Genomic DNA, 25307 nt, shown 5'->3' with positions numbered 1-25307 from the left:
GCCATGCTGAAGAAACTCGCCGGCCTGCTGCAAACCCAGCTGCCGCTGTTCGAGGCCGAACCACCGCCCCTCATGCGCCCCGGCCGTGGCGAGCCCGGCCCGGTGGCGCCGCGTGCCCGCGAGCTGCTGCTGGGCGAGCACCGCGTGGCCTACGAGCTCAAGCGGGCGCGGCGGCGCAGCATCGGCTTCGTCGTCAATGCCGAGGGTCTGCGGGTCAGCGCGCCGCGTTGGGTGACCATCCCCGATATCGAGATTGCCTTGCAGCAGAAGCAGGACTGGATCCTGCGCAAGCTCGTGGAGCAGCGCGAGCGCCAGCGCCGGGTCGAGGCCGCGCGCATCGAGTGGCGCGATGGCGGCGAGCTGCCCTATCTCGGCCGAAAGCTGCGCCTGTCATTGCAGCCGCAACTCAGCGGTGTTCATCTGCAGGAGCCCGTCGAGCCTGGCAACGCGGCACTGCTTGCCATCGGCCTGCCGCTGGCGGCTGAAGCGGCGCAGATCCGGGACGCAGCGCATGGCTGGCTGCAACGCCAGGCCAAGGCCTTTTTCCAGCCGCGCTGCGAGCATTTCGCGGCGGCGCTGGGTGTGTCGATGAAGTCCTTGCGCCTGTCCTCGGCCCAGACCCGCTGGGGCAGTGCGAGTGCCGACGGTTCGGTGCGACTCAACTGGCGCCTGATTCATTACGCGCCTTCGACGATCGACTACGTCGTCGCCCATGAGCTGGCCCACCTGCGCGAGATGAACCACAGCCCGCGCTTCTGGGCCGTGGTGCGCTCGGTGCTGCCCGACTACGAGCAGGCCAAGGGCCTTTTGCGTGAAGAAAGCCTCGCTGCCTTCGGTGATGAAGCGCTTTGACCGGCTCCGTCCCACTTAAGGGGGGTTGTTGGGGGCGCTGGTGGGCTTCAGACTCGCGGCCACAAGCTGTCATCACCATGCGTTTGCTTGACCAGGACGCACCAAGAACGGGAACGCCGCCGGCTATTCAGGGATGCCGGCGGCGAATTCCTCTCCCGCAACAGCGAGTCACTCACTCGATCACACCCCCAGTGCATCAGCCAGGCTGAATCGATAAACGCCATCTGCATCCAGATGGCGTTTCAGTTTCCGGGCCCGCCACAGCGCATTCAGGTGCGCGACCGACTCTCCCATCGCAAACGTCGTCTGGTGCAGGTCCAGCTTGCGCTTGAACAAGAGATCCAGCAGCTCGGCCGCATGGCAGGGCTTCTCGGCGCAGGCTGCCCGCACTTCGTCCAGCCGCTCGCTGTGATGCTCCTGCAACTGGTCCACGCGCGCATGCAGGCCGCGGAATGGCTTGCCATGCGAGGGCAGAACCAGGGTCTCGCGCGGCAGCGGCAGCAGCCGCTCCAGCGAGTCGAGATAGAGGGTCAAGGGGTCGGCCTCGGGTTCCACGTCGACCACGGACACGTTGGTGGAGATGCGCGGCAGCAGCATGTCGCCCGAGATCAGCAACTGGCGCTCTTCGCAGAACAGGCTGATGTGTTCCGGCGCATGGCCATAGCCGACCATGCAACGCCATGGCTGGCCGCCAATATCGATCAGCATCCCGTCCATCAGTCGCCGGTAGCTGGCCGGAATGCTCGGCACCATGCTCGGGTAGTAGCTGGCGCGGCCGCGGATCTTGGCCAGCGAGTCGGGGTCGGTCAGTCCATGGCTGCCAAAGAAGGCCGCGGCCGTTTCGCCACCCATGCCCACGGTGGAGGCGCTGGCGACGCGCGCGAGGTTGTAGTCGGTCGCGCTGATCCACAAACGGCACTGCCATCTTTCAGTCAACCAGGCCGCGAGACCCATGTGGTCGGGATGGAAATGCGTGACGATCACGCGCAGCACCGGCAGGCCGTCGAGGTGCCTGGCGAAGACCTGTTCCCAGCAATCGCGCGTGGCATCGCTGCTGATGCCGCAGTCGACGATGGTCCAGCCGCCTCTGCCATCGATCTCGTCGCGCAGAAGCCAGAGATTGATGTGGTCCAGCGCAAAAGGCAGTCCCATGCGCACCCAGCGCAGGCCAGGCTGAATCTCCAGCACCTCGCCGGGCAAGGGCAGGGCGTCGCCCAGCGGATAGTCAAGTTCGTGTTCGCGCGGATTGGCCATGGTCGGGACTGCCTTAGACTTACGTTTACGTCAACGTTAGTCAGGCCAGTGTAGCCATGCCCCAAGCGCCCCGCTCGACCTCGCCCGTGCAGGCACCTGAAAGCCAGGGCCGGCTGTTCACCATCACCGAACTGGCGGCCGAGTTCGACATCACGCCGCGCGCCATCCGCTTCTATGAAGACATGGGCCTGCTGGAGCCGGCCCGCGCCGGCCGCAACCGTGTCTACACGCACCGCGACCGCACGCGGCTCAAGCTGACCCTGCGCGGCAAGCGACTCGGCCTGTCCCTGCAAGAGGTCAAGCAGCTCGTTGACATGTACGACTCCGAGAGCGGTGCAGCGCCGCAGTTGAAGGCCTTCCTGGACGTGCTGGCCCAGCACCGCAGGCAGCTGGAGCAGCAGCTCGACGACATCGAGGTCACGCTGGCCGAGATCTCCCAGCATGAAGAGCGCTGCCAGGCGCTGCTGGCCGACGCCGACAAGCGCTGATTCGAATTCCCATGCAGGCCTGAACCTGCCCCTCATCTGCCCTCGCCCGGGGCTTGCGAGGCTGTGATTGGATATGTATAGTAAACCGGACATTAAATCCGGTGAACCAGACAATATGCCCTTGATCCTCCTGCTGGCCCTGCTGTCCATGCTCACCGGCGCCAGCCTGGCCAGCGGCCTGCTTTCGGCGCTGCCGCTGCGGCCCGGCTTGATCGGCCTGGCGCTGATGCTGGTCAGCGCGGCGCTGGCCCGCCGCCATTGGCAACGCAGTGCGCATGGGCCGGGTTCGCTCGAACGGAGCTGCTGGCATGGCCTGCTCAGCTACAGCCTGTTGGCGGGCCATCTCGCGGCCTTGCTGTGGCGCATGGGCCCGGTGCTGGACATGCACAGCCTGCGCGGCCATGCGCTCGCGATTGACAGCTGGACGCTGATCATCGGCGCGCTCCTGAGCTGGCAGGTCGCCCGCGACCCGGCGCCGCGGCGCGATGAGCGCGATGCGCAGTTCGCGGCCCAGGCACTCAGCGGGAGCTGGTATGCGCTGCTCTTCCTGCTGCTGCTCTTGATCCTGGCCCTGGGCTTTGGCGAGCGCACCGTCGTGGCCGACTTCAACCAGCCCTTGCTGGCGCATCTGCTGATACTCATCGTCACCCTGGCCTGCGCCTTCCATCAGGCCGCGCAGCTGCGCCTGTACCGGCTTGAAGCGGCAGCCGAAGCGGAGGCGGCATGAGCAGTGTGAGTGGCGGCAAGCCAGCACCGGCCACGCCTGTCGACAACCAGCTGCGGCGCCTGCGCTTTGAGCATGGCGAGATGACGCAGGATGCGCTCGCACGCGCCGTGGGCATCACGCGGCAGACCATCGTCGCGCTGGAGGGCGGTCGCTACGCGCCATCGCTGGAGCTGGCCATGCGCCTGGCCCATCTGTTCGGCCGCAAGGTCGATGAAGTCTTCTTCTGGCGCGATGGCGCGCCGCCGCCTCTCTGAGGATTCTTCATGAGCTTCTACACCATGCGGTGGCGCCACCGCGCGCCACTGTGGCTTGCTGCCGCCCTCTGTTGCTGGGTCCTGTTCCGCCTCTTTGAGCCCCTGTTGGTCTACAGCATGGGTTGGCAGGACTTGCCCGACCAGGCCGAGCCCGCCCGGCGCTGGGCCGACCCCGCCTGGCAGGTGAGCGCCGATCAGGCCGATGCAGCGCTCTCGAAGGCGCGCCGCCGGCTCGATGCGCCGGCGCTGTCGGCCGCCGTGATGATCGACGGCCAGCGGGTGTGGGCCGGTGCGGTCGGCCTGGCCGATCTGGATGCCAGGCGCCCGGTTGATCTGGAGACACGCTTTCGGCTGGGTAGCAGCTCCAAGGCCGTCAATGGCTTTGCGCTGGGACTCTTGATGGAAAGCGGGCGCATTGACATCGAGCGCTCGATACGCAGCTACCTGCCGGAGCTGCCCGCCGCCTACGACCCTGTCACGACCCGGCTGGCGATCAGCCACCGAGCCGGCGTGCCCGACTACGGCCTATGCCTGTGCTTCCCGATCTGGGAGCACCGCAACCAGCGGCATTTCAATGGCGTGCGCGAGGCGCTGGCCGTGTTTGACCAGCGCCCCCTGCTGTTCACGCCCGGGGAGGACTTCAAGTACAGCAGCTACGGCGCCAACCTGGCCGGCGCCGCCATCGAGGTGGCGGCCGGGCGCGACTATGGCGAGTTCATCACCGAAGCCGTGTTCAAGCCGCTGGGCATGCCGAACAGCGTGCTCGACATCAAGTCAGCCGTCGATCCCCGGCGCGCGGCTTTCTATGAGGTCACCGAAGGCCGCTACAAGCCGGCCGAGCCGGTGGACAACAGCATCCGCTATCCGTCCGGCGGCATGCTGTCCACACCTTCGGACATGCTGCGGCTGGGCCAGGCCTGGTTTGAAGGCGATCAGCTCGGCGCAGCCACACGGGCGAGCCTGCTGACGGTCCAGAAGCTGGCGAACGGCAAGGAGAATCCGCAAGGCTATGCGCTGGGCATGCGCGTGGCCGAGCAGCGCAAGCTCCTGGACGGCCGCCTGCAGACCCGCCTGCTCAGCCATCACGGCACGGCGGTGGGCAGCACCTCCTACTTCGCCATCTATCCCGAGTACCGCATGGTGGTCTCGGTGATGATGAACAAGGGCCAGGAGAACCTCGATGCACTCGCGCCCGAGGCCAGGCGGCTGGCCGAGATATTTCTGGCAGAGCGCTTGAAACGCTGATCGACTTCAGCCGGCCCGCCGGCAACACACCCGGCCTCAATGCATCGTCTGTCGCGCCATCCAGGCTCTCAGCTCGTGCATCGGCATGGCCTTGGCATAGCGCCAGCCCTGCGCCACGTCGCAACCCTTGTTGCGCAGAAAGTTTGCCTGGGCCTCAGTCTCGACGCCTTCGGCCACGATCTCCATGCCTATGCTCTGGCCGAGGTTGATCACGGTCTCGGCATAGGCGTCGCCTTGAGGCTCACCGATCTGGCAGACAAAGGCGCGGTCCACCTTCAGGCAATCAATCGGCAACGTCTGCAATTGCGACAGCGATGAATAGCCGGTACCGAAATCATCCATCGCCACGCGCGCACCCACGGCATGCAACGCCTGCAGGCCTTCGACCACCAATTGGGGGTCGTCCATGGCCACGCTTTCGGTCACCTCCAGCTCCAATGCGCCGGCCGGCATGTCGTGGCGGTCTATCAGCTCGCGTACCAGCTCGGTCAATTGCGAGCTGCGGAACTGCAGAACGCTGACATTGACGCTGACCCGCGGCGGCGCATTGGCCAGGCCTTGCAGCTCGGTCCAGTCGTTCACCGCCTGTTCCAGTGCCCAGGCGCCGATTTCCTCAATCAGGCCGGCCTGTTCGGCCAGGGCGATGAAGACATCGGGAGACTGCACCATGCCACCTTCGCCGTCGGGCCAGCGCAGGAGTGCTTCCATGCCGATCATCCTGTCTGTGGCGAGCAGCACCTGCGGCTGATACCAGACCTCGAGCTTGCGCGCGGAGAAGTCGCCGCGCAGCCGGCGCAAGAGGGCCAGCCGCGTCTGCACGCCGGCCTCCATCGCAATCTTGAAGGGCAGGCCGCCCCGGCCCAGGCCCGCCTTGGCCACTTCCAGCGCAATATTGGCGCGGCGCAGCGCAGCCTGGCCATCGCCCTCGTGCTCGTCCAGCGAGTACCAGGCCTGGGTCACAGCCACGGGCAGGCGGTGCTCGCCGGCGGCCAGCGGCGCCTCCATCAGCTGCTTCACGCGCTCTGCATTGACCAGGGTCGCCGGCCCCAGCAGGGCGAAGACATCGCTGCCCAGCCGTGCGAGCTTGACCTGCTCTTCAAACTCCTCGCCCAGGCGGGCTGCCACGGCCCTCAGCAAGGCATTGCCGACTTCATGGCCCAGGCCGTTGTTCAGCTCGGCGAAGCGCTGCACGTCCAGCAAGAGCAAGACGTGGCCGGCCCTGTCGGTCAATGCGTCCACGTCCCGCAGGAATTGCAGGCGGTTGGGCAGGCCGGTCAGCTTGTCGTAGAAGGCCAGCTTGTTCAGTTCACCGATCAGGTGCAGGTTGCCGAAGTAGGCCGAGATGTTGGTGGCGAAGACTTCCACCAGCTGGCGGTCCAGCAGGGCCAGCTCCCGGCTGGTCTGCAGGTACACGGCCGCCTCCTGCTCGCCTGCCGAGACATAGAGCACGGTGGCATCGCTTGAGAACTGGTGCTGGCGACTGCTCAGGCATTCGGTGACTGCCGTCCGGATATGTGCCTCGCCCAGCTCTTCAAGCGGCCGGGAGGCGTAGTCGGCCAGGCGCCCGGCAGCGCTGATCACATAGAAGCTGTCCGCATCCTCCCCGTGCTCGGGGCGGCCCCGGTGTGCGCAGACGATGCCTTCCTTGGGCAAGCCCAGCAAGGCAGCAAGCTGGGTGAGCACGCCTTCGGCGAAGCTGTACATCGCATGCCGCTCCATCAGGTCGGCCGCTGAACGGACGATCAGCTCCAGGCCGCGACGGCTCTCTGCGATGGTGCGGATCTGCTCGAAGGAGCGCAGTGCCGCCGTGGCCGCCGTGATCAGGCGCGTGTGGGTCAGCTCCGACTTGGTGCGGTAGTCGTTGATGTCATAGGCGTCGATGATGGGCAGTTCCGGCGCAAAGCCCGGCTGGCCGGTGCGCAGGATGATTCGGCACTCGGTCATGCCGCAGTGCTCGCGGATGTGCTGTACCAGCTGCAGGCCGGCCTGCTGGCTTTCCATCACCACGTCCAGCAGCACCAGGGCGAAGTCGCGGTCGTGCGCCAGGAGCGCCCGGGTTTCGACGCCGGAGTGCGTGTGGACCAGCTGCAGGGGACGGCCAAGGATTTCGATGCGGCGCAGGGAGTAACGGGTGGCCTCGTGTACTTCCTCGTCGTCGTCCACGACCAAGATGCGCCAAGGCAGCGGAGCAGCCCGTGCCTGGCCGGCTTCATCTTCTTCCGTGTCCTCGATCAGGTCGATCCGATCGTCGTCGGCCATGGGCGCGCTCCTTCTGGAGAGCCCAGTTTGCCCAAGCACAGGCCGCTGTCAATCACCCGAGTTGTGCCTCACGGGCTACCGGGCCGAGCGCCGGGCCGCCCCAAGCCGGCCCGCGCTGACGAGGGGCTCACACTCATGCCGCCATGGCGTCCACGAGGATGCGCCCGTCCAGCAGGCGCAGCGTGCGCGAGGCCTGGGCGGCATGCGCTTCCGAGTGCGTCACCATCACCAGTGTCGTGCCTTCGTTGTTGAGCTCGCGCAGGATGCGCATCACTTCCTCGCCGTGCAGGCTGTCGAGGTTGCCGGTGGGCTCGTCGGCCAGCAAAAGGGCGGGGCGGGCCACGATGGCGCGCGCAATGGCCACGCGCTGCTGCTGACCGCCGGAGAGCTGCGAGGGCCGATGGCTGGCGCGATGGCTGAGGCCCAGGCGAGCCATCGCCTCGTCCACGCGCTTGCGCTGCTCGCGCGCCGGCAGGTCGCCGTACTCCAGCGCCAGGGCGATGTTCTCGGCCACGCTCAGCTCGTCGATCAGGTTGAAGCTCTGGAACACAAAGCCGATGCGGCCGCGGCGCAGGCGGGAGAGCTGGGCTTCGCTCCAGCCGGCCACGTTCTCGCCCTCGAACCAGTACTCGCCGCTGCTGGCCGCATCGAGCAGGCCGAGGATGCCCAAGAGCGTGGACTTGCCGCAGCCCGACGGCCCGGTGATGGCCAGGTACTCGCCGGTCTCGATGTCCAGATGGATGCGGTCCAGCGCGGTGGTCTCGACTTCGCCCGCCTGATAGGTCTTGGAGAGGTTGCGGATCTTGAACATGGCTGTCTTCTTTCTTGTCTTGAATCAGGGTTGCAGGCGCAGCGAAGCGGCCTGGAGAAAGGGGCGGTAGCTGGAGGTGATGACGCGCTCGCCGGGCTGCAGGCCGTCGAGTACCTCGATCAGGCCGGCAGCGCGCCGGCCGAGGCGCACCTTGCGCCGCTGCGCCTCGCGGCCGCTGGCATCGAGCACGAAGACCCAGGCGCCGCCGCTGTCGGCCAGGAAGGGGCCTTCGCCGAGCAGCAACGCGGCGCTGGCGGCGCCCAGCGTGAGCCGGCAGTCCAGGCTCTGGCCCACCTGCAGCGCAGGCGGTGCTGCATCGAAGGCCAGCTCGACGCTGAAGCGCCCCTCCTTCACTTGCGGGTCGATGCGGGCAACGCTCAGCTGATGCCGCTGGCCGCCGATCTCGGCCGTGGCGCGCTGACCGGTGGCGACACGGCCGAGATGGAACTCATCCACCTTGGTGACCAGCTTGAATTGCGCCGCGCTGTCGATGCGGCCGAGATGGGCGCCGGGGCGCACGGTCTCGCCGACCTGCAGGCTGAAGCCGGTCAGCCGGCCATCGGCGGGCGCGCGCACGCTCAATGCGTCGGTGGAGGCTCGCTGCGATTGCAGCCGCTTCTCCAGGCCTTGTACTGCGCGTTCCATCTCGCGCAGCGATTGCTCGCGCGTGGCCAGCTCGGCAGCGCCATCGGCCCGCAGCTGGTCGAGCAGGCGCTGCTGCTGGGCCAACAGCTCGATCGAGTCCTGCAAGGCCGAGGGCGAGATGAAGCCCGACTTCGCGAGCTCCACCGTGCGGCTGTTGTTGCGGCGGGCCGTGGCCAGCTCGAACTCGGCCTGCGTCAAGGCGCGACGCTGCGCGGCCTGGGCCGCCACCCATTGCGAGCGCAGGCTGGAGAGATTGGCCAGCTGCTGCGCCACCTCGGACGAGCGCGCCAGCAGCTCCTGCTCGCGCTGAGGGCTGGAGAGGCGGAACATCAGTTGCCCGCGGGTCACGGCGGCGCCATCGTGGACGAGCACCGCCTCGACGCGGCCGTCCTCGACCGAATCGAGCAGCACCGATTGCAAGGGCGCCACAGTGGCGCGGCTGACAAGGTCATCGCGGAACTGGCCGGCAGCCACCGTGCTCAGGTCCACGTCGGACAGCCGCACCGGCGCGCCCAGCGAGAGCAGCGAAGGCGCCTGCCAGAGCAGCAGGCCCAGCAGCGCTGCCGCGCCTGCGCCAATGACGGCCCGCCGGGGCCAGCGCGGCTTGGCTGGCCGCTGCCGGTCCATGGCCGCGCCGCTGTTGGGCGTTTGAGGAAGGGGGCTGGCGCTCATGACCACGCCTATTGAAGTGCCAGCGAAGGACGCAAGGCGAAGGCAGCGCGCAGCTGTCGTGCCGTGGCCAGCGTGGTCAACACGGCCAGCAGCCCGGCAGCGAATACCAGTGGCCAGAGTCCCAACGGCGCCCGCGCCACAAACTGGCCCAGGTAGAGCTGGCCCACCCACCAGGCGATGGGCAGGCCCAGCAGGCAGCCTGCTGCCACCACGGCGCCGAAGTCACGCATCAGGAGCAGGAGCACGGCGCGGTGGCCGGCACCATGGAGCTTGCGCAAGACGATCTCGCGGGTGCGCAAGCGCAGGGTGTAGGTCGCCAGGGCGTAGATGCCGATGCAGGCCATCAGGAGCGCCACGCCCGCCGCCGTGGCAATCAGCCAGCCCAGGCGCCGGTCTTCTGCGTATTGGCGCGCGAGCTGCTGGGCCACGGTCATGACTTCTATCGTTTCGTCGTCCACCCATTGCTGCAGCAGCGGCTTCAGCGCGGCGCGTGTGGCCGCGGCATCGCTGGTGCGCAGGCTGATGGCGTTCAAGGGCTTGCTGGTCGGCTCGAACAGCGTCGGCTGGTGCGCTTCGCGGGTGCTCTCCAGATGGATGTCCTCGACCACGGCAACGACCTGCCGGTCCCGGCTCTCGTTGAACTGGCCGCCCTTGAGCGTCTGGCCGATCGCGTCCTGAGGGCTGGCGAAGCCGAGCGCCAGCGCGGCCGAGCGCTCCAGGACCAGGGCCTTGTCCGTCTCAGCCAGGTGATCCGTCGAGAGACGGCCGGCCAGCAGGCGCGCGCCATAGAAGTCGAAGAAGCCCGGCCCGATCTCGTTGCCCACGCGCATGCTCACCGGGCCCTTGGGGCCGCTGAACTCGCTGAAGTTGCTGCTGAAGTTGCGGCCTGGCACATCACGGCTGCTGGTCACGGCCTGCACGCCTGGCAATTGCTTCAGCCGCTGCAGCAGGGCGGGCTGCTCGGCAGGGCCGCGACCGAAAGGCAGGTCGAAGGCCAGCCGGTCCTCGACCTGGATGCCCAGGTCGCGGCTGCCCGCATGCTCGTTCTGCCAGAGCACGGTGCATGCCAGTGCCGCCAGTGCCGCCGCAGCGGCAAACTGCAGCAGTGTCAGGGCACGGCGCAGCCAGCGGCCGGCGCGGCCTTCGCTGTGCTGGCGCCCGGCCAGCGAAGCCGCGCAAGGCAGGCGCATGGCGATGCCGGCCAGCGGCGCGCCGGTCAGCAAGCCCAGCAGCAGGCAAAGCACAAAGGTGCCCGCCACGGTGGCCGGGCCGAGCAGCGCGGTGTCGAAATGGTGCTGCATCAGGGACTCGAAAACCGGCGCGGCCCACCAGGCCAGCAGCAGGCCCAGTGCACCGGCCAGTACGGCCACCAGCAGGGCCTCGCACAGGAACTGGACGAGCAGTTGCGAGGCGCTCGCGCCGAGCGATTTGCGCAGGCCCACTTCGCGCTGGCGCCGCAGCGTGCGAACGCTCGAGAGGTTGACGAAGTTGATCGCCGCCAGCAGCAGGGCCGCGAAGGCGGCAACGCCGAAGCTGAGCATCTGCAGGCGCCGCTGCGGGCTGCCGGCTCCCTGCCAACCGTAGTCGCTGAAGAGGGTGGCGCGGAAATAGGCCGCCTTGCCGCCGCCCGCCAGGAAGTCGGCCGGCATCTGGGGCGGCAGCGGTTGCGCGTCGTGCATCGCCTGTGCGCGCTCGGCCAGTTCGGTGGCGGTGGCGCCGGGCGCGAGGCGGGCGAACAGCGAGGCATTGCCCCACCACCAGCTGCGCATCTGTTCTTGCGCCGACTTGGCCGGCGGCGAGCCGAAGCCGGCGACGAGCTCATAGTCGCCCAGCATGCTGTTGCGGCTGGGTGTCGGCAGCAGGGCCTGGACGGTCAGGCTGATCTTGTAGGCACCCTCGGGCCCCAGGCCGTAGACCTGCACCTGCTTGCCCAGCGCGGCCTGGCTGTCGCCGAAGAGGCGCTCGGCGCCGGCCACCGTCAGCGCCAGGCCTTCAGGGTTGCTGAGCGCCGCTTTCAGGTCACCGGCCAGCGGCTTCAGCGGGAAGATCTCGGCCAGTGCAGGGTCGCTCAGCAGTGCCTGCACCTGCGCCGCACGGGCCCCGACGCGCAAGCCGACCTGCACCTGGTACGCGCGCGCCAGGGCCTCCACCGGCGCCTTGCTGTCCTTCAACCCTTGCGCCAGCGCGCCGGCCGGCACCGAGTCGAACCATTCGGTCTGCTTGCCGCCTGGACCGCGCACCCGCCATTCGAAGCTGATCAGCCGGTCTGCGCCGGGCAGGGCAGCATCGGTCCAGAGCTTGTCGCGCACGAAGGCGCTGGCCAGCACGGCCATGGCAATCGCCACGGCCAGCCCGACCACGACGATGGCGGCATAGCCCGGGTCACTGACCAGTTGGCGCCAGCCCACGCGCAAGTGCCGGGCCAGGGAATGAGGATGGATGTTCATGGGCGCTTCATTGCAAGTCCCGGGCCAAGGAATGGCGCCCCATGAATCAAGCACTTGGGCGGCGCATGGGCGTCGACTGTCCGCCGCCGGACAAGGGCGACTGTCCGGATCCGGACAGTCGATTGCCGCCATGTCGCCACCCCTGATATGGTCGCGCTCCGATGACTGAAGCCGCCCGCATCCTCGTGCTCGACGACGACCCCGACGTGGGCACCGCGGCGCGCCTGCTCTTGCGGCGCCGCTTTGGCAGCGTCGAATTGCTCACCCGCCCGGCCGAGCTGCTGCCGCAGCTGGAGCGCGGCCCGGCCGATGTGCTCCTGCTGGACATGAACTTCACGCCCGGCCGCTCCGATGGCGAGGAGGGACTGCGCCTTTTGCGCCAGGCGCTCAGCCGCGTTGACGCGCCGGCCGTGGTCATGATGACGGCCTATGCCGAGATCGACCTGGCCGTACAGGCCTTGAAGCTCGGCGCCTTCGACTTCATCACCAAGCCCTGGGACAACCAGAAGCTCGTGGCCACCGTGAACGCGGCGCTGGCCAGCCGGCAGCCGCGCGTGGCAGCGTCGAGCGGATCGCTGCTGCTTGGTGAATCGGTGGCGATGCGCGAGCTGCGCGCCCTGATCGCCAGCGTTGCGCCCACCGAGGCGAATGTGCTGGTGCTGGGCGAAATGGGCTCGGGCAAGGAACTGGTGGCGCAGGAGATCCATGCGCGATCCAAGCGCGCCGGCCAGGCCTTTCTGGCCGTGGACCTCGGTGCGCTGCCCGAAACGACGATGGAAAGCGAGCTTTTCGGCCACCGCCGCGGCAGCTTCACCGATGCGCGCTCAGACCGCCTGGGCCGCTTCCAGGCGGCGCAGGGCGGCACGATCTTCCTGGACGAGATCGGCAACCTGCCCCTGCAGCACCAGGCCAAGCTGCTGACCGCGCTGGAGCGCCGCGAGGTCACGGCACTGGGTGCCGACCGGGCCGAGGCCATCGACGTGCGCGTGGTCAGTGCCACCAATCTCAGCGAGCAGGACCTCTTCGACGCGCAGCGCTTCCGGCCCGACCTGCTGTACCGGCTCAACACCATCGTGCTGCGGGTGCCGCCGCTGCGCGAGCGGCGCGACGATATCGCGCTGATCGTCAATCACTACCTCGGAAAATACGCGGCTCAGTACGACAAGCCGCCGCGCTCCTTGTCGGATGCGGCAGTCGATGCACTGCAGCGCCACGACTGGCATGGCAATGTCCGTGCGCTTCGCCATGCCTGCGAGCGCGCGGTGATTCTTGCCACCGGTGCTCGCTTCGAGCCGGGCGACTTCTGCTTGCAGAGCCCGCCGACGGCGGCCGATGCCGGCCCGCGCATGGCCTCGCTGAACGAGCGCGAACGCGCTGCACTGGACGAGGCCTTGCGCGAGGCCCAGGGCAACATCAGCCAGGCCGCGCGCTTGCTCGGCCTGAGCCGGGCTGCCCTCTATCGCCGGATGGAGAAGCATGGCCTCTAGTCGCATGACCCGCTGGCGCCGCGGCCAGGTGGTGCTCGCCGGCCTGGTCTTGATGCTGGCCGCTGCCCTGGCGGCGCGCTGTCTGGATTCGCCGCGCGTGCTGGCCGTGGCAGGCGTTTTTGCATTGGCCGCACTGTTGTTGGCCTGGCGCGGCCTGGCCGGCCTGCGCGCGGGTGCATCGCCTCTCGTCGTGCAGCCGGCTTTCGCCAGCGAGGCCGAGCAGCTGTCCCAGCGCCTGGGCCTGATCGAGAGCCAGCTGGCGCAGGCGCCGGTGGCCTTGTGGACGCACACAGCTGGCGCTGGCGTTCAGCCGCTGAATGCGCGGGCGCATCGCTTGATTGCACCGGGTGGCGCCGTGGATCGCAGTGAGCTGCTCGCCCGGCTGGCGGCCGCTGAGAGTGGCGCTGCCCATGAGCTCTTGAGCATCGCCACCGAACGCGGCAGCGAGCGCTGGCTGCTGGCCGGCAGTGCACTCAACCTGGCCGGCACGCAGACCCGGCTGCTCGCGCTGATGCCGGTGGAGAGCGAACTAGAAGCCGAGACCTTGCGGGCCTGGCGCCAGCTTGTGCATGTGCTGACCCACGAGATCATGAACTCGCTGACGCCGATCGCCTCGCTGTCGCGCACCGCGCAGGAGCTGGTGGCCGAGTCGGAGCAGCCCGATCCGGACCTGACATTGGCGCTCGAAGCCGTGGCTCGCCGTGCCGAGGCCTTGGCGCGCTTCGTTGCCGACTACCGCCAGGTCAGCGACTGGCCCGAGCCGCGCCTGGAGGTGGTGCCCTTGCGCGCGCTGCTGGACCGGCTGGACGCGCTGGTCGGCGAGAGCTGGCGAGCACGGGGCGGCACGGCCACATTCGAGCTCGATGAGCCGACCCTGAGCCTCAGGGCCGATCCCGGCCAGCTGGAGCAGGCACTCCTGAACCTGATCAAGAACGCTGCCGACGCCACGGCGACCCAGGCCGCACCGCGCCTGCAGCTGCAGGCACGCCAGGTGCGCGGCGGCCGCCTGCAGATCAGCGTGCTCGACAACGGCCCCGGGGTGCCGCCAGGCCTGGAGACCGACATCTTCCTGCCCTTCTTCAGCGCCCGCCCCGGCGGTTCCGGCATCGGCCTGGCAGTGGTGCGCAACCTCGTTCATGGCATGGGCGGAACGGTACGTTGCCTGCGGCCGCTGGGCGGTGGGGGCCTGTTTGTCCTGAGTTTCTGAAGCAGGGCGTCCATGGCGTGATCATGCGCAATGGCGTGGGCCTGCATTTCTGGGCCTGCCGGGAGCGCCCCAACCGCGGCAGAACGCCAGCTGCCGGCTGCGCGTCACGGTGCTGCCGGCATGTGTGTCATTCAGCCAGGCTGGGTTGCGGTGGCCGTTGTGCGGCGCGCGCCAGGATCCGGCCGCTGACCCAGGCGTTGCGGAATTCGTCCAGGTCGGCCAGCGCCGCATCGAGCCCGCGCACCAGGGCCACGCCCGAGGCACCGGCCGCGGCGCAATCGCGCGTCTGCGAGGCCGTGAGCACGCCGCCAATGGCGACCACCGGCCGGCCGGCCATCGACGACCACCAGGCCAGGTTGCCGGTGCCCTGCGGCTGCCAGGGCATGTCTTTGGTGGTGGTGGGCCACACCGGGCCGCAGGCGATATAGGCCGGCGCCAGGCCGCGCGCCCGCGCCAGCTCCCAAAGGCTGTGACTTGACAGACCCAGGGCCACGCCGCTGTCCAGCAGCCAGCCCTGCTCGTCCGGACGCAGCGCGGCCCAGTCTTCCTGGCCCAGGTGCAGGTGCCGGGCGCCCGAGAGCACGGCGATGCGCCAGTGGTCGTTGATCCAGAGCCGCGTGTTGCTGCCCTCCACGGCCTGCAAGGCGGCCTTGATCTCTGCGGACAAGGCCTCTTCGCCGGCCGGATGCTTGATGCGCAACTGCACTTGCGGCAGGCCGATGGCGGCCAGCTGGCCCACGCGCTGGGCGCTCTCGCACAGGGCATAGAGCCCGAGCTCGGCCGGCTCGCTCGGCTGGCGCAGCACATGCGTCCAGCGCGCCGCAGCCATGGGGTCGAGTTCAGGGCCGAAGCTCATCACGGGCATGGCGGCGGGGTCCAGCACGAAGGCCGGTCGGGCGCGTACCGGGCCGGCGCCGCGGCCGGCAGCATGGCCATCGCGCAGCGCGCACCAGGTCAGCATCTTGGCCAGCAGCACCGCATCAGGCAGCGCGAAGCCGCGAGCCAGCGCGGCCGCCGCGCCGGTGGCAAATGTGCAGCCGGTGCCATGATGGTTTCGCGAGGGCAGGCGCGGGCTGGCCAGCCAGCCCGAGGCGAGCTCGCTGTCCAGGTAGTCCAGTGCCAGGTCCTTGCCCGCAGGCGTGCCCAGGTCGTCGCCCCCGGTGATGCAGACCGCGCGGGCGCCGGCCTGGCGCAGCTTGGCGGCCAGCTCGGGCACGCTGTGCGTGAGCGGCGGCAGCGCCAGCAGGCGCTCGGCCTCCTGCCGATTGGGTGTGATCAGGGTGGCCCGGGGCAGCAACTGCTCGCGCATGGCTTGCAGCACGGCCGCATTGGCAAAGCTCAAGCCCCCTGCGCTGGCTCCTAGCACCGGGTCAATGACCAGGGCCAGCGCGGGCGCGTCGCTGCGCAAGCGGTCCAGGGTGTCGGCGACCGCTTGCACCGCGGCGGCCGAACCCAGCAGGCCGGTCTTGATGGCAGCCGGCCACATGTCGGACGCCAAGGCCTCGATCTGGGCCTCGATCTGCGCCACCGGCAGCGGGCAGATGGCGCTGACGCCGAACGAGTTCTGCGCGGTCACAGCCGCGACCACCGGGCACAGATGCACGCCCATGGCCTTGGCAGCTCGGCTGTCGGCAGTGAGGCCGGCGCCGCCGCCGGAGTCGCTGCCTGCAATGCTCCAGATGATGGGCGGTTGAGCTTCCTTCTGCCAGGTCATCGCGCGGCCTCCCCGAGCAGGAAGGCATGGCCGCTCACCGGCGTAGAAGCCCTGGCGAAATCCTGCGGCGCCATCAGGCCGGCGCGGAATGCGGCGCGACCTGCGCGCACCGCCTCTGCAAAGGCGCCCGCCATTGCTGCAGGATTTCGGGCCTGAGAAACCGCTGAATTCAGGAGCACGGCATCGAAGCCAAGCTCCAGCGCCTGTGCGGCTTGCGAAGGAGCGCCGAGGCCGGCGTCGATGATGAGGGTTGCTTCGGGCAGCCGCTCGCGCAGCGTGCGCAGGCCCGGCAAATTCAAGAGGCCCTGGCCCGAGCCGATCGGCGCGCCCCAGGGCATCAGCACGGCGCAGCCCGCGTCGAGCAGGCGCCGGCACAGCACGAGGTCTTCGGTGCAATAGGGCAGAACCGTGAAGCCCAGGTTCACCAGGCTGCGCGCTGCTTCCAGCAACTCGAAGGGGTCGGGCTGCAGGGTGTGGGCATCGCCGATGACCTCGAGCTTTACCCAGGCCGTGCCATAGAGCTCGCGCGCCATGCAGGCCAGTTGCACCGCCTCGCTGGCCGTGTGACAGCCGGCGGTATTGGGCAGGAGGTGCGCGCCCCGGGCCCGGGCGGTTTGCAGGGCGAGCTCGACAAAGCCGTTGTCGCCGCTTTGCACGGTGCGCTTGAGGCCCAGTGTCAGCAACTGGCTGCCCGAAGCCTCGATCGCCTCGCTCAGGAGGGCCGGGCTCGGGTAGCCGGCGGTGCCGAGCAGCAGGCGGCTGTCCAGCGTGACGCCGGCGATGGTCAGGGGGTCTTTGAAGGCCATGCTCAGCCTCCGACGATGGGTTTGAAGAGCAGCACCTGGTCGCCGTTCTTCAGGACCGTGTGATGGCGAGCAGCGCGCGGGATGAATTCCCCGTTGCGCGCCGTGGCCACGGCCGTGGGCGCGCGGCCCAGATGCTCGATCAAACCGGCCAATGTGGTGCCGGCGCCCAGGCGCAGCCGCGCCTCATCGAGACGAATCTCGATGTGCAGTTCCTTGCTCGTGCTCACTCTTTCTCCTCCAAGGTGCCGAGCCCGCTTCTCATGAGCAGCTCTTGCACCAGCGCCGGTCCCATCAGGAATCCGTGGCGATACAGGCCGTTGATACTCAACTGGCCAGGCGCAAACTGTACCTCGGGACGATGATCGGGCAGCGCCGGCCTCAGGTTGACATCCAGTTTGGCGATGCGCGCCTCGGCCAGCGAGGGCATCAGGCTGTGGGCCGCAGCCATCAGCTCCACCGCCGTGCGCAAGCACACGGGGCTCAAGTCTTCGCTCTCGATTTCGCTGGCGCCCAGCACCAGGGTGGCCTCGTCGCGCGGCACGAGATAGAGCCGATGCCGCGGATGCAGGAGCCGCAGCGGGCGTCGCAAGCCGTGGCCGGCGAGGCTCAGGGTCAGGATCTCGCCTCGAACGCCGCGCAAGGGCAGGGCGGGCCGCGCACCGAGGCCGCGGCAATCGATGGCCCAGTCGGCCTCGATCTCGTGACCATCGGCCAGCAGCAGGCGGTGCGGCAGTACTTTTCCAACCGGCTGATTCCAGTGCCAGTTCGCCGCCGCGGCGCCCTGGTGCAGTGCCGCCATGGCGGCGGGTGGGTCGATGAAGCCCTCACCCTCCAGCTTCCAGGCCAGCAGGCCCGGTGCCAAGGCCGGCTCGAGGTCACGCAGGGCAGTCTCGTCCAGCGCCACCGCGCCGACCACATGCTGCAAGACCCGCCGTGCCGCGCCGAGATCACCCCGGTGTGCCAGCAGCAAGCTGCCTTCGCGCCGCAAGTGCACCTGCACAGGCAAGCGCGCGCAGATGCGCGGCCACAGCTGCAGCGAGCGCCAGCCGGCTGCCACCATGGACGTATCGGCACCGCTGTCCTGCTCTGCCAGCGGGCTCAGCAGACCCGCGGCGCTGAAAGCCGCGGCGCGCTGCGGCCCCTCAGGCGCAGGCCCGGACGAGGCATCAAAGACCTCGACCTGATGGCCGGCGCGCACCAGCGCCCATGAAAACAGGCGCCCGACCAGGCCGGCGCCGGCGATGGCGATGCGGGCCATCAGGCGCTCGCGCTGACGGTGATTGGGATGTAGAGCTTGCTGCCCTGGGCGCGGAACTCGGCGCTCTTCTGCGCCATGCCTTCGACCGTGCTTCTGGCGATGCTTTGGCTGTACTCGCGCACCTCCTGCGTGATCTTCATCGAGCAGAACTTCGGCCCGCACATGGAGCAGAAATGCGCAAGCTTGGCGCTGTCCTTGGGCAGGGTCTCATCATGGAAGGCGCGCGCGGTGTCGGGGTCGAGGGCTAGGTTGAACTGGTCTTCCCAGCGGAACTCGAAGCGAGCCTTGGAGAGCGCGTCGTCGCGGGCCCGCGCGCCGGGGTGGCCCTTGGCCAGATCGGCCGCGTGGGCCGCTATTCGGTAGGCCATCAAGCCCTGTTTCACATCGTCGCGGTCCGGCAGGCCCAGGTGCTCCTTGGGGGTGACGTAGCAAAGCATGGCGCAGCCGAACCAGCCGATCAGGGCCGCACCGATGCCGCTGGTGATGTGGTCGTAGCCGGGCGCAATGTCGGTGGTCAGCGGGCCCAGCGTGTAGAACGGGGCCTCGTCGCAATGCTTGAGCTGCTCGTCCATGTTCGCCTGGATCAGGTGCATGGGCACATGGCCGGGGCCTTCGACCATGGTTTGCACCTCGTGCTTCCGCGCGACCTTGGTGAGTTCACCCAGCGTGCGCAGCTCGGCGAACTGGGCCTCGTCGTTGGCATCGGCCAGCGAGCCCGGGCGCAGGCCGTCGCCCAGCGAGAAGCTGATGTCATAGGCCTGCATGATTTCGCAGATCTCCTCGAAGTGCGTGAGCAGGAAGTTCTCGCGGTGATGGGCGATGCACCACTTGGCCATGATGGAACCGCCGCGCGAGACGATGCCGGTGCGGCGGCGCGCGGTCAGCGGCACATGGGCCAGTCGCAGGCCGGCATGGATGGTGAAATAGTCCACGCCTTGCTCGGCCTGTTCGATCAGGGTGTCACGGAAGATCGCCCAGTTCAGTTCCTCGGCCACGCCGCCGACCTTCTCCAGCGCCTGGTAGATCGGCACGGTGCCGATGGGCACGGAGGCGTTGCGCAGTATCCAGTCGCGCGTGGTGTGGATGTTCTTGCCGGTGCTGAGGTCCATCACCGTGTCTGCGCCCCAGCGCGTGGCCCAGACCAGCTTCTCCACCTCTTCCTCGATGCTGGAACCCAGCGCCGAGTTGCCGATGTTGGCGTTCACCTTGACCAGGAAGTTGCGGCCTATGGCCATGGGTTCCAGCTCGGGGTGATTGATGTTGGCCGGGATGATGGCGCGGCCGCGGGCGATCTCGTCGCGCACGAACTCAGGCGTGATGAGGGCGGGAATCGAGGCACCGCGCGAGTCACCGCGCAGGCGCATCTCGCGCTCGGTGTCCTGTTCATATTCGCGCATCCATTCGAGCCTCTGGTTCTCGCGGATCGCGACGAACTCCATCTCAGCGGTGATGATGCCGCGCCGCGCGTAGTGCATCTGGCTCACGTTCCTGCCGCTGACGGCGCGACGCGGCTGGCGCTGCAGCGCATCGGTGCCGGCGCGCAGGGCCTGCTGCTGCGAGGCCTCGCGCAGACCATCGTCCTGCAGGGCGATGCACCGGCCTTGGTAGGTCTCGGTGTCGCCACGCGCCGCCACCCAGGCGGCACGCGGTGCGGGCAGGCCGCGGCGCACGTCGATGTCGACCGCAGGGTCCGTGTAGGGGCCGGAGGCGTCGTAGACGCAGACCTGTTCGCCGTTCGTCAGCGATATTCTCCGCTGCGGCACGCGCAGCGCGGGGAAGCGCTGGCCCTGCAGCCAGGTCTTGGTCGATGCGGGCAGCGGCGTGCGGCTGCGCTGCAGCAGCTCGGCGAATGTGGGCTTGTCGCTCATGGCGTCTCCGGAGGTCTTTGTTGGACTCCGGAGGTCTGCCCTGGGCTGGCCTTTATGGCGTTAGGGCTGGTGACGACCCACCGGCGGCAGGGGGGCGCAGGTGACAGGGTCGGTCAAGCTCTTCTTACGCCGGTACTGGCCGGATCAAGTTCAGCGGGTCCGTGGCTTTGGCCACATCTCAGCCCGACGCTGTCGACTTGACAGCAGGGCCCCCCGGAGCGAGCGGCGAGTATAGCCACGCAGTCCGCGCAGGACTTCACGCTCGCAAAGCACGGCTCCGCAAAAACCCGCAAGCAGGGGATGGCAGGCCTGGTTAGATTGCTGGCGCAAGGCATCGCCACAAGCGGTGCTGCCCATCAGAAGAGGAGGGTTGCCATGAAGAGCTGCATTCGTTGGGGGACGGGACTGGGCCTGGCTTTGGCCTTGTGTGGCTCTGTGCTCGCACAGAACGCAACACCGGTTGTCGTCGGCAATACGCCCAAGCCGGTGCTAACGCCCGAAGAGCGCGCCAAGCGCGACGCCGACAAGGTCTTCCACTGGATACGGATGAGTGCCGACAAGGCGCCTGCGAAACCGGTTGCGGCAGCGGCGCCCAAGCCTGCCGCGAAGGTGGTAGCGGCTGCAGCACCCAAGCCGGCCGGCAAACCTGTGGCTGCGGCCGAAGCGGCCGCTGAGCCTGCTCCGCAAGGCTTCTCGCTCGTGGCTGCCTCTGACAATTCCACCGTCACGTCGCGTGAGATCGAGCCGCCAGCCCAGGTCGCGCTGGCCGCGCCGCGTTCGGAGCCGGCACCGGCACCGGCACCGGCACCCGCGGCCGCAACCGCAACCGTAACCGTAACCGCAACCGCAACCGCAACCGCAACCGCAACCGCAACCGCAACCGCAACCGCAACGGAAGCGGCCGCCCCCGTGGAGCCTGAGCTGCGCCTCCTGCATCGCGTGGCGCCGGAGTTCCCGCGTCAGCTGGTGAACATGGTCAGCTCTGGAACCGTGTTGGTGCGCTTCACGGTCCAGCCTGACGGTTCGGTGCGCAATGCCGAAGCCTTGAAGACCTCGCATCGCAAGATGTCGGTGGCGGCGCTGGAGGCAGTGAATCAGTGGCGCTTCGAGCCTGTCTCCCACGCCCGTGAGGCGACGGTGGAGATCGGCTTCAGCACCGGCGAATAAGCGGCGAATAGGCGGGGTTCAGGAGCCGGACCTTCAGTCAGGCTGCTCTGGCCGGCGGGACCACCGGAGCGCTGCAGCCAGACAGCGCCGTGGCCATCGCCTCGATGAAGAGCCGCGAGCGCAAGGGCATCAGCCGGCGCTCGGGAAAGACTGCCCAGCAGTCCGCGGGCGCCAGGCACCAGTCCGGCAGGATGCGCACCAGCTGGCCGGCGCTGACCGCGGGCCGCGCGTAGTGGTCGCCCACCGCGGTGATGCCAACGCCGGCAACCGCCAGCTTGAGCAGCATGTCGGGCGCGTTCACCAGCGTTCGCTGTGTCGGCACGCTTCGCCATTGCTCCTGCACCGGCTCGCCGCGCCGCAGCTCCCAGGGCATGGCTTCGCCGTGGCGGTTCAGGATCATCAGGCCGTGCATGCTCTCCAGCGCCTCGGGCCGCAGCGGCTCGCCGTTGCGGCGCAGATAGTCGGGCGAGGCATAGAGGCCGTTGGTCATCGTTGCCAGGCGTCGCGCGGCGAGCTGACTGTCTTCACCCAGGGCGCCCATGCGCACGGCGATATCGAAGCCCTCGGCAATCAGGTCTACACGGCGCGGCGAGAGGTCGAGCTCCAGCTGCACCTCCGGATAGTCCAGCGTGAACCGGGTCAGCATCTCGGAGAGCGCCTGCAGCGCGAAGTCCGCCGGCATGCTCACGCGCAGCCGGCCTGTGGGCTTTTGCTGGCGATGCAGGGCCAGGGCCAGGGCCTGGTCTACCTCGGCGGCCAGGGCGCGCGCATGTTCCAGCACGCCTTGCCCGAACTCGGTCAGCACCAGGCGCCGGGTGCTGCGCTGCAGCAGCTTTTCGCCCAGGCGCTGCTCCAGCGCGGCAATGCGGCGCGAAACGGTGGATTTGGGCAGGCTCAGGCGCTCGGCAGCGCGGCTGAAGCTGCCGGCTTCCATCACACGGGCAAACATCAAGAGGTCATCGGCATCGAGGCTCATTGTTCTACCTGTGGAACAGTTAAGTGCAATTTGGCGTCTTCTGTGCCGTCAATGTTCCCAATAAAGTGACTCCATCGTCAAGCAACACGACGAATCAACCCCACAAGGAGCTCACCATGAACATTCTGCAAATCAACTCCAGCGCCCGCCGAGTTCAAGACGGTCAGGGCTCCTGGTCCACCCGTCTGGCCGACGAAATCACCGCCGCCCTGCGGGCCTCGAACAGCCACGGTTCGCTGGCCGTGCATGAACTGGCGGCCACGCCGCTGCCCCCGATGGACGAGGCCGCCCTGGGCGCCCTGTTCACGCCGGCCGACGCCCGCAGCCCCGAGCAGCAGGCCCGCGTGGCCCTGAACGACGCGCTGATCGCCGAAGTGCAGGCCGCCGACGCCATCGTGATTGGCGCTCCCATGATCAATTTCGGCGTCAGCTCGCAACTGAAGAACTGGATCGATGCGATTGCCCGCGCCGGCGTCACCTTCAGCTATACCGCGACCGGCCCTGTCGGCCTCCTGAAGAACAAGAAGGTTTATGTGGTGTCGACCCGAGGCGGCGTGCACCGTGACCTGCCGACCGACGGCGTGACGCCTTATCTGCGCACCGTGCTGGCCTTCCTGGGCTTGACGGACGTGGAATTCGTCTTCGCCGAAGGCCTGAACATGGGCCCCGAAGCCGAGGCCGCCGGCATCGCCAGCGCGCGTGCGCAGATCGCCGCACTCACTGAAACCACTACGGTCTAATCAACGGAACGACTCAAGAAGGAGATTCATCATGTCTGCAACCGTCACCCGAGCCCGCCCTGTGGAGCGCCTGATCGCAGGCCAGCCCACCAGCGATGGCGCCGGTGTGAAGCTGACCCGTGTGCTCACGAATCAACTGCAGCGCCGGCTGGATCCCTTCCTGATGCTCGATGCCTTTGGCTCGGACAAGGCCGACGACTACATCGCCGGCTTCCCCGACCATCCGCACCGCGGCTTCGAGACCATCACCTACATGCTGGAAGGCCGCATGCGCCACCGCGACTCGGCCGGCAACGAAGGCTTGCTGGGCCCGGGCGGCGTGCAGTGGATGACGGCCGGCCGTGGCGTGATCCATTCCGAGCTGCCCGAGCAGCAGGAAGGCCGCATGGAAGGCTTCCAGCTCTGGCTGAACCTGCCCGGCCGGGACAAGATGCGTGACCCCTGGTATCGCGACATTCCGACCGCCGAGATTCCTGAGCTTCGCACCGATGAGGGCGTGCAGGTGCGCGTGATCGCGGGCGAGAGCCACGGCCTGGCCGGCGCGGTGCAACGCGACCACACCGAGCCGCTCTACCTGGACCTGCACCTGCCCGCGGGCGCCCGCTTTGAGCAGGCGCTGCCGGCCACGCACAATGCCTTTGTCTACGTGTACCGGGGCGGCCTGAAGATCGGCGAGGTGAACGTGCCGCAGCAGCGCATGGCAATCCTGGCCAATGTGGCGGGCAGCGACGGCATCGTGGTGCAGGCGGGTGAGGAGCCGACCCGCGCGATCCTGATTGCCGGCAAGCCCTTGAACGAGCCGATTGCGCAGTACGGCCCCTTCGTGATGAACACGCAGGCCGAGCTGATGCAGGCGGTGCGTGACTTCCAGGAAGGCCGGCTGGCCTGACCCGCCAGGCGCGGCGGATTCAGCCGCCGCGCAGGCGCAGGGCGCTGGCGTCGGGTGCGATCAGCCGGTCGCCGTCGTAGCCGCGCACTTCGCCAAAGGGGCCGACGCCGGTGTTCCATCCATCGGCCCATTGGCGCATTTCCTCGTTGCTGCGACCGACGAAGTTCCACCACAGCAGCACCGGCTCATCCAGCGGCTCACCGCCCAGCAGCAAGACGCGTGCGGCGCCCTCGCTGCGCAGCAGCAACTGGCTCCCGCCCGGTGGCACATAGAGCAGGCGGCCAGGCTCCAGCCATTCTTGCTGGCCGTCGATCTGTACCTCCAGCCGGCCCTCCAGCACCATCAGGCCATGCTCGAAGCCGCGCTGCAGTGGCAACTGCAGGCGCGCCGCCGCCTTGCAGGCCAGGTCGATGCCCAGCAAGGGCGTGTGGGTGGGTACGGGCGACTGATGGTGGCCTTCCTTCGCGCTGTCGCAATGGCCGACCAGCAGGGTCAGGTGGAAGCCGCTTTCGCTCCACTGCGGCAGGCGCGGGAAATGCTCGAAGGCCGGCGCGCAGTGCCGCACGGCATCGGGCAGTGCGATCCAGAGCTGGGCCAGCTGCAGCCGGGGCGACAGCGATTCTTCCGAGTGGCAGATGCCGCTTCCGGCCGTCATCAGGTTGACCTGGCCGGGCCGCAGAATCTGCTCGTGCCCCAAGCTGTCGCGATGCAGGATTTCGCCCTCGATCAGCCAGCTGAAGGTCTGCAGGCCGGTGTGCGGATGCGGGCCGACCCGCATCGGCGCCTGAAGATCGGCCGGCCCGGCATGGTCGAGAAAGCACCAGGCGCCGACACGGCGCCGCGCCGCGGTGGGCAGTGCCCGCCGGATCGGCAGGCCGCCGACATTGCCCATGTGGGCATCGAGCAGTTCGAGCTGGGCCATGTCAGCCTCCCTTGTTGCGCTGCACATGCGCCGCAAAGCCCTTGAGGAAACCGCGCATCTGTTCGCGCAGCGCTTCGTCGGTCAACTGCCCCTGGGCGTCGACCAGGTTCTGCGCTCGTGACACCAGCAAGCGGCCGCCCATCCAGAAGTCCACCGCAAAGGCGCGCATCACGCTGAGCAGGGCATCCTGCGACTGGATGGTGCCGAAGCCGCCCTGGCTGGCGCCCATCATGGCCACGGGCTTGCCGGCAAAGAACTTGCCCTCAGCCGGCGGGCGCGAAAGCCAGTCCAGGCCGTTCTTCAAGACGCCGGGGATGGAGTTGTTGTACTCGGGCGTGCAGATCAGCAGGCCGTCCGCTGCCTTGATCGCTTCGCGCAGTGTCGTCACCGCTTCGGGCACGCCTTGCGCTTCCACATCGGCGTCGTAGAGTGGAATGCCATGCAGCGTGCGCACATCGAGCGTCACGCCCTCGGGGCAAAGCGTGGCTGCAGTGTGCAAGAGGGCCGTGTTGTAGGAGCCGGCGCGCAGGCTGCCGGACAGGGCGATCAGGTTCAGGCTCATGGCGGGCGATCCTCGTTCGAGCGGTGGGGCTTGCGCGATTATCGGCAGCTGCGCTGT

The 25307-nt window shown here is 68.3% G+C and carries 23 protein-coding genes and 1 riboswitch; of the genes, 10 read left to right on the top strand and 13 right to left on the bottom strand.

What is annotated here, in order from left to right; all coding sequences use genetic code 11:
* Positions 1 to 3 precede the first annotated feature (3 nt).
* Entirely contained in the window at positions 4 to 852 is an 849-nt protein-coding gene (locus V3596_RS18315; protein WP_334279246.1) for a M48 family metallopeptidase, read from the top strand.
* 180 nt (positions 853 to 1032) lie between these two features.
* Here V3596_RS18315 and V3596_RS18310 read toward each other — a convergent pair whose 3' ends face one another.
* A complete protein-coding gene (locus V3596_RS18310) occupies positions 1033 to 2106 on the bottom strand; it encodes an MBL fold metallo-hydrolase (RefSeq protein ID WP_334279245.1) in 1074 nt (357 codons plus the stop codon).
* Between the two features lie 56 nt (positions 2107 to 2162).
* Here V3596_RS18310 and V3596_RS18305 point away from each other — a divergent pair, with 56 nt between their 5' ends.
* The 4 genes from V3596_RS18305 (at position 2163) to V3596_RS18290 (ending at position 4820) form a co-directional block, all read left to right on the top strand.
* Positions 2163 to 2594 carry a MerR family transcriptional regulator gene (locus V3596_RS18305; protein WP_334279244.1) on the top strand — a complete coding sequence of 144 codons (432 nt, stop codon included), beginning with the start codon at positions 2163 to 2165 and terminating at the stop codon, positions 2592 to 2594.
* 115 nt (positions 2595 to 2709) lie between these two features.
* Positions 2710 to 3321, top strand: a complete 612-nt coding sequence (locus tag V3596_RS18300; RefSeq protein ID WP_334279243.1) for a hypothetical protein — start codon at positions 2710 to 2712, stop codon at positions 3319 to 3321.
* Positions 3318 to 3575, top strand: a complete 258-nt coding sequence (locus V3596_RS18295) for a helix-turn-helix transcriptional regulator (RefSeq protein ID WP_334279242.1) — start codon at positions 3318 to 3320, stop codon at positions 3573 to 3575. Before V3596_RS18300 ends, V3596_RS18295 begins: the two co-directional genes overlap by 4 nt.
* A gap of 9 nt (positions 3576 to 3584) precedes the next feature.
* Complete coding sequence (locus V3596_RS18290; protein WP_334279241.1) at positions 3585 to 4820, top strand: serine hydrolase domain-containing protein; 1236 nt, start codon at positions 3585 to 3587, stop codon at positions 4818 to 4820.
* 36 nt (positions 4821 to 4856) lie between these two features.
* Here the strand turns inward: V3596_RS18290 and V3596_RS18285 are convergent, their stop codons facing one another.
* From V3596_RS18285 to V3596_RS18270, 4 genes are all read right to left on the bottom strand, one after another.
* The gene (locus V3596_RS18285) at positions 4857 to 7079 is read right to left on the bottom strand and encodes an EAL domain-containing response regulator (protein ID WP_334279240.1); all 2223 of its coding nucleotides are present in this window, start codon (positions 7077 to 7079) and stop codon (positions 4857 to 4859) included.
* Between the two features lie 133 nt (positions 7080 to 7212).
* Positions 7213 to 7890, bottom strand: a complete 678-nt coding sequence (locus V3596_RS18280; RefSeq protein ID WP_334279239.1) for an ABC transporter ATP-binding protein — start codon at positions 7888 to 7890, stop codon at positions 7213 to 7215.
* 24 nt (positions 7891 to 7914) lie between these two features.
* On the bottom strand, positions 7915 to 9207 hold the full coding sequence (locus tag V3596_RS18275; protein ID WP_334279238.1) for an efflux RND transporter periplasmic adaptor subunit: 1293 nt from the start codon (positions 9205 to 9207) through the stop codon (positions 7915 to 7917).
* Positions 9208 to 9215: 8 nt separating this feature from the next.
* Positions 9216 to 11654, bottom strand: coding sequence for an FtsX-like permease family protein (locus tag V3596_RS18270; protein WP_334279237.1), 2439 nt, complete (start codon positions 11652 to 11654; stop codon positions 9216 to 9218).
* A gap of 161 nt (positions 11655 to 11815) precedes the next feature.
* Between V3596_RS18270 and V3596_RS18265 the strand changes: the two genes are divergently transcribed.
* Together V3596_RS18265 and V3596_RS18260 are read left to right on the top strand one after the other, a co-directional pair.
* Complete coding sequence (locus V3596_RS18265) at positions 11816 to 13141, top strand: sigma-54-dependent transcriptional regulator (protein ID WP_334279236.1); 1326 nt, start codon at positions 11816 to 11818, stop codon at positions 13139 to 13141.
* Positions 13131 to 14348 (top strand): sensor histidine kinase, encoded by a 1218-nt coding sequence (locus V3596_RS18260; protein ID WP_334279235.1) that lies wholly within the window; start codon positions 13131 to 13133, stop codon positions 14346 to 14348. The genes V3596_RS18265 and V3596_RS18260 overlap by 11 nt, the downstream gene beginning before the upstream one ends.
* Before the next feature lie 127 nt (positions 14349 to 14475).
* On the opposite strand, the gene V3596_RS18255 is transcribed toward V3596_RS18260, so the two are convergent.
* The 5 genes from V3596_RS18255 to thiC are packed head-to-tail and all read right to left on the bottom strand — an operon-like array spanning position 14476 to position 19994.
* On the bottom strand, positions 14476 to 16062 hold the full coding sequence (locus V3596_RS18255; RefSeq protein WP_334279234.1) for a bifunctional hydroxymethylpyrimidine kinase/phosphomethylpyrimidine kinase: 1587 nt from the start codon (positions 16060 to 16062) through the stop codon (positions 14476 to 14478).
* Entirely contained in the window at positions 16059 to 16868 is an 810-nt protein-coding gene (locus V3596_RS18250) for a thiazole synthase (protein ID WP_334279233.1), read from the bottom strand. The genes V3596_RS18255 and V3596_RS18250 overlap by 4 nt, the downstream gene beginning before the upstream one ends.
* A gap of 2 nt (positions 16869 to 16870) precedes the next feature.
* Positions 16871 to 17095 carry a sulfur carrier protein ThiS gene (gene thiS, locus V3596_RS18245; RefSeq protein WP_334279232.1) on the bottom strand — a complete coding sequence of 75 codons (225 nt, stop codon included), beginning with the start codon at positions 17093 to 17095 and terminating at the stop codon, positions 16871 to 16873.
* Positions 17092 to 18126 (bottom strand): FAD-dependent oxidoreductase, encoded by a 1035-nt coding sequence (locus V3596_RS18240; protein WP_334279231.1) that lies wholly within the window; start codon positions 18124 to 18126, stop codon positions 17092 to 17094. The genes thiS and V3596_RS18240 overlap by 4 nt, the downstream gene beginning before the upstream one ends.
* Positions 18126 to 19994 carry a phosphomethylpyrimidine synthase ThiC gene (gene thiC, locus V3596_RS18235; RefSeq protein ID WP_334279230.1) on the bottom strand — a complete coding sequence of 623 codons (1869 nt, stop codon included), beginning with the start codon at positions 19992 to 19994 and terminating at the stop codon, positions 18126 to 18128. The genes V3596_RS18240 and thiC overlap by 1 nt, the downstream gene beginning before the upstream one ends.
* A gap of 104 nt (positions 19995 to 20098) precedes the next feature.
* Positions 20099 to 20220, bottom strand: a riboswitch (TPP riboswitch).
* A 149-nt stretch (positions 20221 to 20369) separates the two neighbouring features.
* Between thiC and V3596_RS18230 the strand changes: the two genes are divergently transcribed.
* Positions 20370 to 21161 carry an energy transducer TonB gene (locus V3596_RS18230; RefSeq protein WP_334279229.1) on the top strand — a complete coding sequence of 264 codons (792 nt, stop codon included), beginning with the start codon at positions 20370 to 20372 and terminating at the stop codon, positions 21159 to 21161.
* A gap of 37 nt (positions 21162 to 21198) precedes the next feature.
* Here the strand turns inward: V3596_RS18230 and V3596_RS18225 are convergent, their stop codons facing one another.
* The gene (locus V3596_RS18225) at positions 21199 to 22137 is read right to left on the bottom strand and encodes a LysR family transcriptional regulator (RefSeq protein WP_334279228.1); all 939 of its coding nucleotides are present in this window, start codon (positions 22135 to 22137) and stop codon (positions 21199 to 21201) included.
* A 116-nt stretch (positions 22138 to 22253) separates the two neighbouring features.
* Between V3596_RS18225 and V3596_RS18220 the strand changes: the two genes are divergently transcribed.
* Positions 22254 to 22877 (top strand): FMN-dependent NADH-azoreductase, encoded by a 624-nt coding sequence (locus V3596_RS18220; RefSeq protein WP_334279227.1) that lies wholly within the window; start codon positions 22254 to 22256, stop codon positions 22875 to 22877.
* A 31-nt stretch (positions 22878 to 22908) separates the two neighbouring features.
* Positions 22909 to 23766 carry a pirin family protein gene (locus tag V3596_RS18215; RefSeq protein WP_334279226.1) on the top strand — a complete coding sequence of 286 codons (858 nt, stop codon included), beginning with the start codon at positions 22909 to 22911 and terminating at the stop codon, positions 23764 to 23766.
* A gap of 19 nt (positions 23767 to 23785) precedes the next feature.
* On the opposite strand, the gene V3596_RS18210 is transcribed toward V3596_RS18215, so the two are convergent.
* Together V3596_RS18210 and V3596_RS18205 are read right to left on the bottom strand one after the other, a co-directional pair.
* Positions 23786 to 24688 carry a pirin family protein gene (locus V3596_RS18210; RefSeq protein WP_334279225.1) on the bottom strand — a complete coding sequence of 301 codons (903 nt, stop codon included), beginning with the start codon at positions 24686 to 24688 and terminating at the stop codon, positions 23786 to 23788.
* 1 nt (position 24689) lies between these two features.
* A complete protein-coding gene (locus tag V3596_RS18205) occupies positions 24690 to 25250 on the bottom strand; it encodes an NADPH-dependent FMN reductase (RefSeq protein ID WP_334279224.1) in 561 nt (186 codons plus the stop codon).
* Positions 25251 to 25307: the final 57 nt, after the last annotated feature.

It is taken from the genome of Roseateles microcysteis (assembly GCF_036880965.1).
Taxonomy (GTDB): domain Bacteria; phylum Pseudomonadota; class Gammaproteobacteria; order Burkholderiales; family Burkholderiaceae_C; genus JAUASW01.
Note: the sequence above shows the minus strand (reverse complement) of the source record. Positions and strands in the feature narration are given on the sequence as shown.